Source organism: Ensifer sp. LBL (assembly GCF_050435225.1).
Taxonomy (GTDB): domain Bacteria; phylum Pseudomonadota; class Alphaproteobacteria; order Rhizobiales; family Rhizobiaceae; genus Ensifer.
The window spans coordinates 62261-71805 of sequence record NZ_JBNDJY010000012.1; the positions used below are offsets into that span (position 1 = coordinate 62261).

Annotated in this window: 7 protein-coding genes; 3 read left to right on the forward strand and 4 right to left on the reverse strand. The window is 63.4% G+C overall.

The genetic code is table 11. The features are described from left to right. Positions 1-115: 115 nt before the first annotated feature. Together OKW20_RS30830 and OKW20_RS30835 are read left to right on the forward strand one after the other, a co-directional pair. Entirely contained in the window at positions 116-1015 is a 900-nt protein-coding gene (locus tag OKW20_RS30830) for an NAD-dependent epimerase/dehydratase family protein (RefSeq protein WP_429178383.1), read from the forward strand. Positions 1016-1199: 184 nt separating this feature from the next. Further along, complete coding sequence (locus OKW20_RS30835; protein WP_043610790.1) at positions 1200-1493, forward strand: DUF6916 family protein; 294 nt, start codon at positions 1200-1202, stop codon at positions 1491-1493. 13 nt (positions 1494-1506) lie between these two features. On the opposite strand, the gene OKW20_RS30840 is transcribed toward OKW20_RS30835, so the two are convergent. Genes OKW20_RS30840 through OKW20_RS30855 form a run of 4 tightly spaced genes read right to left on the reverse strand, consistent with a single transcriptional unit; the run spans position 1507 to position 3722 of the window. After that, positions 1507-2055, reverse strand: coding sequence for an N-acetyltransferase family protein (locus OKW20_RS30840; protein WP_429119381.1), 549 nt, complete (start codon positions 2053-2055; stop codon positions 1507-1509). 14 nt (positions 2056-2069) lie between these two features. Next, positions 2070-2603 (reverse strand): phage tail protein, encoded by a 534-nt coding sequence (locus OKW20_RS30845; RefSeq protein WP_043610789.1) that lies wholly within the window; start codon positions 2601-2603, stop codon positions 2070-2072. 33 nt (positions 2604-2636) lie between these two features. Continuing rightward, positions 2637-3167 carry a phage tail protein gene (locus OKW20_RS30850; RefSeq protein ID WP_429119380.1) on the reverse strand — a complete coding sequence of 177 codons (531 nt, stop codon included), beginning with the start codon at positions 3165-3167 and terminating at the stop codon, positions 2637-2639. 21 nt (positions 3168-3188) lie between these two features. After that, entirely contained in the window at positions 3189-3722 is a 534-nt protein-coding gene (locus tag OKW20_RS30855) for a phage tail protein (RefSeq protein ID WP_429119379.1), read from the reverse strand. 343 nt (positions 3723-4065) lie between these two features. Here OKW20_RS30855 and OKW20_RS30860 point away from each other — a divergent pair. After that, a partial coding sequence (locus OKW20_RS30860) for a beta strand repeat-containing protein (protein ID WP_429178375.1) occupies positions 4066-9545 on the forward strand: 5480 nt, incomplete at its 3' end.

The following is a 9545-nucleotide window of genomic DNA, read 5'->3' on the forward strand; positions in this document are numbered from 1 at the left end:
GGGCCGGTCGCGCTCCGGCCGGCTCGGCGGCTCAGGAAGAAACCACCTGCACTTAAGATCCAGGCGCCTCCGATCGCGATGAGGTGTCGCGAGGGAAATCGACTTGAAAAGGATATTGGTTACCGGTGGAGCCGGGTTTATTGGCGCCCACCTTGCCCGGCGGCTGGTGAAGGCCGGCCACGACGTCACCATCCTCGACGATCTGAGTTCGGGAAAGCGAGAAAACGTTCCGCAGGCTGCGACCTTCATCGAGGGGTCGGTGCTCGACCGCGACGCCTTGCGCCGCGCGCTCGCCAGTGTGGACGCCTGCATCCATTTGGCGGCGATCTCCTCGGTGGAACGGTGCAAGCGCCAACTGACGTCATCGCACGCAATCAACATAACCGGTTTCCTCACGATCATCGAGGAGCTTGCCCATTCCCAGGCGCATCTTCCCCTTGTCTACGCCTCATCGGCCGCGGTTTACGGGGCGAGCCAGGAATTGCCGCTTTCCGAAACCGGACGTTGTATCCCGCTTTCGCCTTACGGTGCGGACAAGCTTTCCTGCGAGCTTCACGCGCGATCTGCCTACGAGGTCTATGGTATCGCGAGCCTGGGCTTGCGTTTCTTCAATGTGTACGGGCCGGGGCAGGATCCATCGTCTCCCTATTCCGGCGTGATCGCGAAGTTTGCCGAACGGCTGGAGCGCGGTGAAAACATCACCATCCATGGCGATGGTCGCCAGACCCGTGATTTCGTCCACGTCGATGACGTCGTGGAGGCATTGCTGCACGCGCTTGGCCGCTGGGACACGGGCGCGCGCATCGTCAATGTTTGCAGCGGTGTTGAGACATCGATCAGCGACCTTGCGCGGATCATGATCGAGGAAACCGGCAGCCGCTCGGATCTCACCTATATCGACGGCCTACTGGGTGAAGTCAGGCGATCGCGCGGGTGTGTTGAAGCGCTCCAGGCAAAACTCGACTATCGCTGCGCAACCGACCTTCGAACCGGGCTCGCGCGATTGCTGCAGTGATCGCGATGGCAGACCGGGCGGCGATGTTCGCGGCTGCGGAGTGCGTTGCTCGCGCCGCTCCCGGCTTTTGCCGTTCTCAAATCGCGACGTGCCAATCCTCGCTGGCTGAGGCTTTTGTGTTCAACTTCCATGGTGTAGAAACGTCGGGAACGACCCAGACGGGAATCATCAAGGGGATCCGCGCATGGAACTGCTGACGCTTCAACATTTCGCGGGTTGCGTCGGTCAGGCGTTCGATCTGTCTTTGGGAGAGAGCACGATGCCCTTGACCCTGGCAGAAGCCACGCCCGGCACGACGCACATCATGCCCGGCATGCTTCGCGCCCCCTTTTCCCTCGTCTTCCGCAGCGGTTCGGCGATCGTGCTGCCGCAGCAGATCTATCGGCTGAAAAATGCGTCGCTCGGGGCGCTCGATATTTTTCTCGTGCCGGTCGCCCGTGACAAGCAGGGCATCGTCTATCAGGCTGTTTTCAATTAAGCCACGACGGCGGTCAGCGGTCACCTGCTTCGGCGTGGTTGCTGCAAGGCCATTCCATGCGGACGTGTGACGGGCCGTTTTCAACCGCTCGGAACCCAAGGCGGTAATAGAGCGCTTGAGCCCGGAAATTGTGCTGTTCGACGTGCAGGCTTATGGCTGTGGCCGCCGCGAGGGCAGCCTGTTGCTGGATGGCTGCGATAAGCCTCGTCCCCAGGCCCTGGCGGCGCCATTGCGGAAGAAACCCAATGTCGACGATCAGCCATCGGTCCTTGTTCCAATCCAGATACACGCGCCCGATCGGCTGGGATTCGGCCTCGGCGACCAGATAATCCGCATCGGCAAAGGTCGCCATGTAGTGGCGATGCTGGAACAGGAACTGCTGATCGAGAAAGGCGAGTTTCCGCTCGGGCGGCCAGGGTACCGGCGCCAGTTCGTCCGCCCGAAACGATCGGTAGAGTTCCAGCAGGAACGGAACGTCTTCCGACGTGGCATGGCGCAAAGACAGGCCTGCGACAGTGATGCGAGCGGGGACAGTCCGCACTGGAAAGTCCACCAGGGGCATGGTGTCGGATGTCGTCACGAGAATTGCGGAAACACGCCTTGAAGGGCGATACTGAAGTTCACCGCGAGAAAGGGTTGACGGTTTTCATGCGACGAACCGCCTCCCGTGGGGCCGATCATACCCGCGGCGAACTTTGCATCCGCCGTGGCGTCCTTGGCCATGACCGGGCTGTCGAGAGGCAAGGTCAGTGAGTTCCCGGCTGACGGGGCACTTGCCCTTTTCGTCGAGTCCGGCTGCAGATAGGCGGTAAATGAATGGGTGTGTCCCGGCATTTCCGGAGTGTGCAGGGTGACATTGTCCGCGCCAAAAGCCAGTCCGGCCGATCGCGGCGAAAGGCCGGGTCCGGTTCCCGAACCGCAGCTGGCTCGGCCGGAGAAATTCGGCAGTTGGAAGGTGTTTCGACCGTCTCCTCCGTACGTGACGCCAATGAGCGAGTAGAGCGTGGTATTCTGGCGGATCAGAATTGTGGTGCCGTTGCAGAAAGCCCAATCTCTTGGCGCAAAATCGAAACCGAACAATTGGATTTCACCAACGAAAGGCTCTGTCATTCTTTCCCCCTAATTGTGAAATGGCCGCTCGTATCAGCTTTGCGTCGGGTAGATGCCGACGACTGCTATGCAGAACTGCACCGGCAACGTCGGCATTGTGTTGTCATGAGGGAGGTTGCCACCGGCCGGCTCGGTTGAACTCGGGTTGGTTTTCTGCGCGTCAAGACCGGAGACGTCCGTGGCATACATCGTATTGCTGCTAAGCGCCCCGAGTTCGACGCCCGCGCCGATGGTCGTGGCATTTGCAGCGGCGTTCGTTGCGTACATCGGGTGGCTGTGCGTCGGCAAATGCGTGCTCAAAAGCGTGACGCTTTCGGTGCCGCCGACTGCGCCGATCGCGTACGGTGAGCGGTTTGGTGCGCTGCCGAAGTGAAGCGGCACACGGCCGCGCAGGTCCGGAACACGGAAATTCGATTGGCCATCGCCGCCGTAGGTGGTTCCGATCAGATTGAACAGCAGTTCGTTGTCGGCGATCGGCAACAGCGTACCATCACAGGCTTGCCACCCGATCGGCACACGGGGAAACCCGAACATTCGAATTTCTCCAACATAGGGAGCGCTCATGTTAAACCTCCGGCGACTGGCTCAGTTGCGTGATGGGTAGATGCCCGTCAGTGCGATGCTAAAATTGATGGCGGAGTAGGGTTGCATGTTGGAATGAGCCTGTCCGTCGCCTGCCGGCGCCACGCTTGGCTGAGAGAGTTGCACCTGGGTTTCTCCCGTCGGTGCGTAGATCGGCAAAGTTGTGGTGGCATAGAGCATGTTTGCGGGCACGCGCAACTTGCCGGGGGCGGTCGTCCCCTTGCCCTGATGCGTGTGCGGCGGGATTTCGGCAGAGGTGAGCGCCACCGCTTCTTCGCCGTCGTGGTTGCCGATCCCATAAGGTGTCGGCGGTTGCCAACCCGCGTCGGCGGATGGTCCGAAAGCAACGGGCGTTCGGCCGCGCAGGTCGGGAAGCGCGAAATTGTTCGTTCCGTTGCCGCCATATTTGGTCATCAGCAGAGAGAACAGTGCCTGGTACTGGGCGATCGGCATAATCTGACCGTTGCAGAGCGCGAACCCTCGCGGCGCAAAATTGAATCCGCCCATCATTATCTGCCCGATGAAGACTTCGGTCATGCGTGCCGCGCTCCCTATTCCCGACGACTCTGGATATCCCCTGTGGCGCACTCTCTCTCATAACGAGCATCTTGGGAAGTGACGGTACGCGATCTTTTTATTCGTATTCGCGCACAGGTAGTGCGATTCTGGGTTGTGAGACTCGATTTTACATGTCAATCAGTGGACGAGGCGGTGAACGGACTGATCGTGACGATGGACGAGCGTCCATGCGGCGCACGGTGCGCGCGGGGGCGGCGACATGTTTCAACGATTTCGGGGACGAGTCTGGGGCGCGCGCGCCCGGTGGGCGCAGGGGGCTTCGTTCCTCGCATTTACAGTTCTTGTCTGTATGGCCAGCCTTTTGCCCGCGACCGTCGCGAGGGCAGCTTGCTCGCCGACCCAGTCGGCCACGATCGCCTCCGGCGGCACCGTGATGTTCACCTGCGCGGCCGGTGGCTTTGGCGGTACGATTGCGGCTCCGTCGCACGGAAGCCTGACATTTGGCACACCACAGAACGTTTATGCGTTGGTCTATACCAACAATGGAGACGGGGCGACGTCGGACACCTTTATCGTGGAGGACGATCTCGCCGAGCCCGTCACGTTCAACATCACGATCACGCCTTCAAGTTCGCCACTGACGGTAACGCCAGCAAGCCTGCCGGCGCCGGTTGTCGGCACCGCCTACAGCCAAGCTCTCAGCACCACCGGTGGCGTCGCGCCCTACAATTATGTGCAGGTGGGTGGGACAATGCCGCCGGGGCTGACGGTCAATGCGGGCGCGATCACGGGAACGCCGACCGGATCCGGAAATTACGGCTTCACGCTTCGTGTGACCGATTCCACCGCCCCGACGGCGCTGTTTGTCGACAAGAGTTACAGCGTCAACATTGCCGCGCCGGTATTCAACGTGACGCCGGCGACGGTGCCTGACGGGAACGTCGGAGCGGCCTACAGCGTGCAGTTCAACGCAAGCGGCGGCACGGCTCCCTATATATTCACGCGTGATAGCGGCAATGCGCTGCCAAGCGGTCTGACACTGTCGCCCGGAGGGCTCCTGTCCGGCACACCGACGGCTGCGGGGAGCGCGACCTTCGTGCTGAAGGTGCAGGACAGCACCACGATCGCGACCGGCGGCAGCCATTCGAAAACGCAATCGGTGACGATTACCATCAACAATTTTCCGCCGGTAATCTTTGTTCCGCCGAGCGGTTCCACGCTCGCTGCCGGCACGGTCGGCAGCCCCTATTCGCAGACGGTTTCGGCTTCTGGCGGTTCGGGCGCAATCAGTTACTCGGTTCCGCCCGGCGCGCTTCCGGTCGGCCTGAGTCTGAACACGACGACCGGAGCGATCACGGGCACACCGACGGACGCGGCGATCGGTGCAAGGACGTTCACCGTGACGGCGACGGCGGCGACATCCGGCACTGCCTCGGCAACCTACACAATCAACGTTTCGGCGCCGCCAGTGGTGTTGACGCCGGCGGCCGGCGCGCTTTCGGGTGGAACGGTGGGGGTTGCCTACTCAAACAGCTCGATTTCGGCGACAGGGGGTGTCGGTGCGATCACCTATTCGGTGTCGGCGGGCGCCCTGCCGGCGGGTCTGAGCATCAATCCCTCGACGGGCGCGATCACCGGAACGCCGCTTCCTGGCGCCTATGGTTCCGCGCCTTTCACGGTGACGGCGACGGCTTCGACCGTCGGAACCGATTCCAAAGTCTATTCGATCGCCATTGCAGCGCCACCGGTAGTGCTGACGCCACCTGCCGGAGCGCTTGCCGGCGGCGACGTGAACGTGGCCTATCCGGGCGCATCGATCTCTGCGACCGGCGGCGTGGGGACGTTTACCTATGTGGTAACGGCCGGCACCCTTCCAGACGGCCTCAGCCTGAGTTCGACCGGTGCGATTTCCGGCACGCCGACGGCGGCAGGTTACGGCACCAAAAATTTCACGATCACCGCGACAGGCTCGATCGCAGGGTCCGCGTCGGCTGGCTATAGCATCGCGATTTCGGCGCCGCCCCTGACCCTGACGCCCGCAGGCGGCGCGTTGACGGCCGCGACTGCCGGGACGGCCTATTCCGACACGTCGATCGCAGCCGTGAACGGGCTTGGGACGGTCAGTTATGCCGCAGCGCCGGGAACGCTGCCCCCCGGCCTTAGCCTGGCCTCGTCAAGCGGCGCGATCACAGGCACGCCAACGGTTGCAGGCGCCTTCAACGTCACCGTTACGGCGACCGACATGCATAGCCGGACGGCGAGCGAAAACTATAGCATCAATGTCGCTGCAGTGGCTCCGGGCGCGCCGACGGCAGTTATGGCCACGGCAGATGACACCCGCGCCGCTGTGAGCTTCACGCCGCCCGCCTTCGACGGCGGCACCGCGATTACAGGCTATGTCGTCACATCAAGCCCAGGCAACTTCACCGGGACCGGATCGGCCAGCCCGATCACTGTGACCGGCCTTGCCAACGGCACCAGCTACACCTTTACTGTGATCGCGAGCAACAGCGTCGGCGTCGGCCCTGCGTCAGCGCCCTCCGGCGCCGTGATCCCTCAGGGCAACCAGACGATCTCGTTTGCCAATCCCGGCGCACAGAACTTCGGCACCAACCCGACGCTGAGCGCGACCGCGAGTTCCGGTCTGCCTGTTGCATTTACGTCGTCGACGACGGCCGTTTGTACGACCGATAGCGGCGGGACACTGACATTCCATTCGGCCGGAAACTGCACCATCATCGCCGAGCAGGTCGGCAATGCCAGTTTTCGACCGGCGCCGCTTGTGACCCAGCACTTCACCGTCAATGCGGTTTCGCCCGGCGCACCGACGATCGGCGCGGCGACGGCCGGCGATACGTGGGCGGACGTCGCCTTCACTGCGCCGGCGAGCACCGGCGGTGCGACGATCGTCAGCTACACCGTCACGTCAAGCCCGGGTGGCTTGACAATGAGCGGTTCATCGAGCCCCATTAGGGTGAGCGGGCTCACAAACGGCACGTCCTATACGTTTACGGTGACGGCGACCAACAGCAGCGCTGCTCCCGGCCCGGCGTCGGTCCCTTCCAATGCGGTGACGCCGCGCTCGCCGCAGACGATCAACTTTGTCAATCCGGGCGCGCAGAACTTCGGCACCACGCCGACACTGACGGCATCGTCGAGCGCGAGTTTGCCGATTGCCTTTACATCCTCGACCGCGGCCGTGTGCACGATCACTCCCGGCGGTGATCTGACCTTCCACAGCGCCGGGAACTGCACGATTGCGGCGGACCAGGAGGGTGACGGCACTTATCTTCCGGCGCCGACGGTGAGCCACAGCTTCATTGTCGATGCGGTCGCGCCGGGCGCGCCGACCGCGGTGACGGCGACGCCAGGCGATGGTGAAGCGGTCGTCCAGTTCACGGCACCGTCGAACACAGGTGGTTCGAGCATTAACCTCTACACCGTCACGTCGAGCCCGGGCGGCCACGTCGCGACGAACAATGTGAGCCCAGTCACGGTTACGGGGCTTTCCAACGGCACATCCTATACGTTCACGGTGACAGCGACCGGCAACGGAGGACTGGGGCCGGCGTCCGGCGTCTCCAATGCGGTCACCCCGATGGGGACGCAGACGATCGCCTTCTCCAATCCCGGCCCGCAGAACTATGCGACGCCGGTGAACCTGACGGCGAGCGCCAGTTCCGGGCTTCCCGTAGCCTGGCAATCCATGACGCCCGGCGTCTGCGTCGTCACCTCAAGCGGTGCGGTAACCTTCCGCAATGGTGGCGATTGCGAGATCGAGGTCTCGCAAGCTGGCAACGGCGCTTTTCTCGCTGCCCCTTCCGTCCGTCAACTGTTCCAGGTCTCCGCGCCGAACTTCGTTTTCACTCCGGCTACCGGCGCGCTTCCGACGGCAACGGCAGCGACGGCCTATAGCCAAACCTTCAGCGTCAGTGGCGGAACGGGGCCACATAGCTATACGGTCGCGGTCGGTGCCTTGCCGAGCGGCCTGGTCCTTTCCTCCGGAGGTGCCCTGTCCGGCACACCGACGGCGGATGGAACCTTCAACTTCACAGTGAGCGCCAGGGATACCTACGGCGCGTCCAGCACCAGCAGCTACAGCCTGATTGTTCGGGTGCAGGCGCCGGTTGCCGGCGCTACGACAAAGACGGTTGCCGCCAACTCGTCGGCGAATGTGATTGCGCCCAATCTTTCCGGTGGCGCCGCCGCTTCCGTAACCATCACCGCCGCGCCATCGCACGGCACAGCCACGGTGGCCGGGACGTCGTTCAACTATACGCCGACCGCGGGTTTCTCCGGTACTGACAGCTTCAGTTACACCGCAACGAACGCGACCGGGACATCAGCGCCGGCGACGGTTACGGTGACGGTGTCTGCGCCGATCTTCGCCTTTGCGCCCGTTCCTGGATCGCTTTCCGGGGCGACCGTTGCCCAGCCCTACGATCAGACGATTTCGGCGGCCAACGGAACCGGGCCTTACAGCTACGCGATCACCGGTTCGCAGCCGCCGGGCCTGACGCTTGCAGCCGACGGCCGCCTGTCGGGCACGCCGACGACGGACGGCAACTACAGCTTCACGATCGAGGCGACCGACGCGAACGGCGCAACCGGCTCTGCCACCTATAGCCTGGCAGTCGCGGTCGAGGCGCCGTCAGCCGGCGCCGTCGCTGCCACAGTTGCCGCCAATTCGACGGCAAACACCATTTCGCCCAGCCTCTCGGGCGGCGCGTCCGCATCGGTGGCGATCGCAAGTCCGCCGTCGCGCGGTGCGGCGTCGATCTCCGGTTTGCAGATCCTCTATACACCTGAGCCAGGCTATTCGGGCACCGACAGCTTCACCTACACCGCATCGAATGCGACCGGCACATCCACGCCGGCAACCGTCACGGTGACGGTCTCGCCGCCGCTGCTTGTTTTTTCTCCGGCCGGTGGCACGCTTGCGGCCGCTGTCCCTGGGGTTTCCTATAGCCAGAGCCTGACGGCCAGCGCCGGAACGGCCCCCTATTTCTATCAGGTCACATCCGGGGCATTGCCGGTCGGGCTGACGCTCGATCCAGCCAGCGGCGCGATCTCCGGGCGGCCGGGCGCCGACGGCGACTTCTCGTTCACCGTCACGGCGACGGACGCCAACGGGGCGACGGGGCAGGCGAGCTATCGCATAGCCGTCGTCTCCGCCAACATTGTCTTCAGCCCGGCGGCCGGCAGCCTTCCGGACGCCATGGTCGGTGAGGCCTATTCCGCGCCGATTTCGGCAAGCGGCGGCACCGGCGCGCTGATCTACAGCGTCAAGAGCGGTACTTTGCCGAAAGGCATGATGCTCAATGTCTCGACCGGAGAAGTGACCGGGCCACTGGCCGCGGATGCGACACCCGACACCTACCGCTTCACCATCGGCGTCGTCGACAGCCGTGGCGCCAGCGGTTCGGCGGCCTATACGCTCAAACTCAACCCGCGTGCGGTGACGGCGCCAAGCATCGTCATCGACGTGCCCGCCGGCACGGCACCGAACAACGTCTACCTCAACCGTGGCGCAACCGGCGGCCCAATCCTCAGCGCATTGGTCATTTCCGTCGTTCCTGCGATCGCCGGCCGCGCCGAGATCATCGAAGGTGAACTGGCGGCCGCCGGCGGCTTCACGCCGGTCGGCTATTATCTCAAGTTTACCCCCAATCCGTCGTTTTCCGGCTCGGCCGTTGTCGCTTACACCTTGGGGAGTGCGCTCGGTACGTCGGGTGCGGGAACCGTCACCTACAGAATAGCGCTCGACCGTGTCGCAGCCGGCGAGGAGATCGACGGGCTGGTGCGCGATTTCGTGCGCAACCGCCAGAGCCTGTTGTCGTC

What these genes read in the sequence shown, in the direction of transcription:
- OKW20_RS30835 (WP_043610790.1), top strand. Translation starts at nt 1,200, where the DNA reads ATGGAACTGCTGACGCTTCAACATTTCGCGGGTTGCGTCGGTCAGGCG.
- OKW20_RS30850 (WP_429119380.1), bottom strand. Translation starts at nt 3,167, where the DNA reads ATGAGCGCTCCCTATGTTGGAGAAATTCGAATGTTCGGGTTTCCCCGT.
- OKW20_RS30840 (WP_429119381.1), bottom strand. Translation starts at nt 2,055, where the DNA reads ATGCCCCTGGTGGACTTTCCAGTGCGGACTGTCCCCGCTCGCATCACT.
- OKW20_RS30855 (WP_429119379.1), bottom strand. Translation starts at nt 3,722, where the DNA reads ATGACCGAAGTCTTCATCGGGCAGATAATGATGGGCGGATTCAATTTT.
- OKW20_RS30845 (WP_043610789.1), bottom strand. Translation starts at nt 2,603, where the DNA reads ATGACAGAGCCTTTCGTTGGTGAAATCCAATTGTTCGGTTTCGATTTT.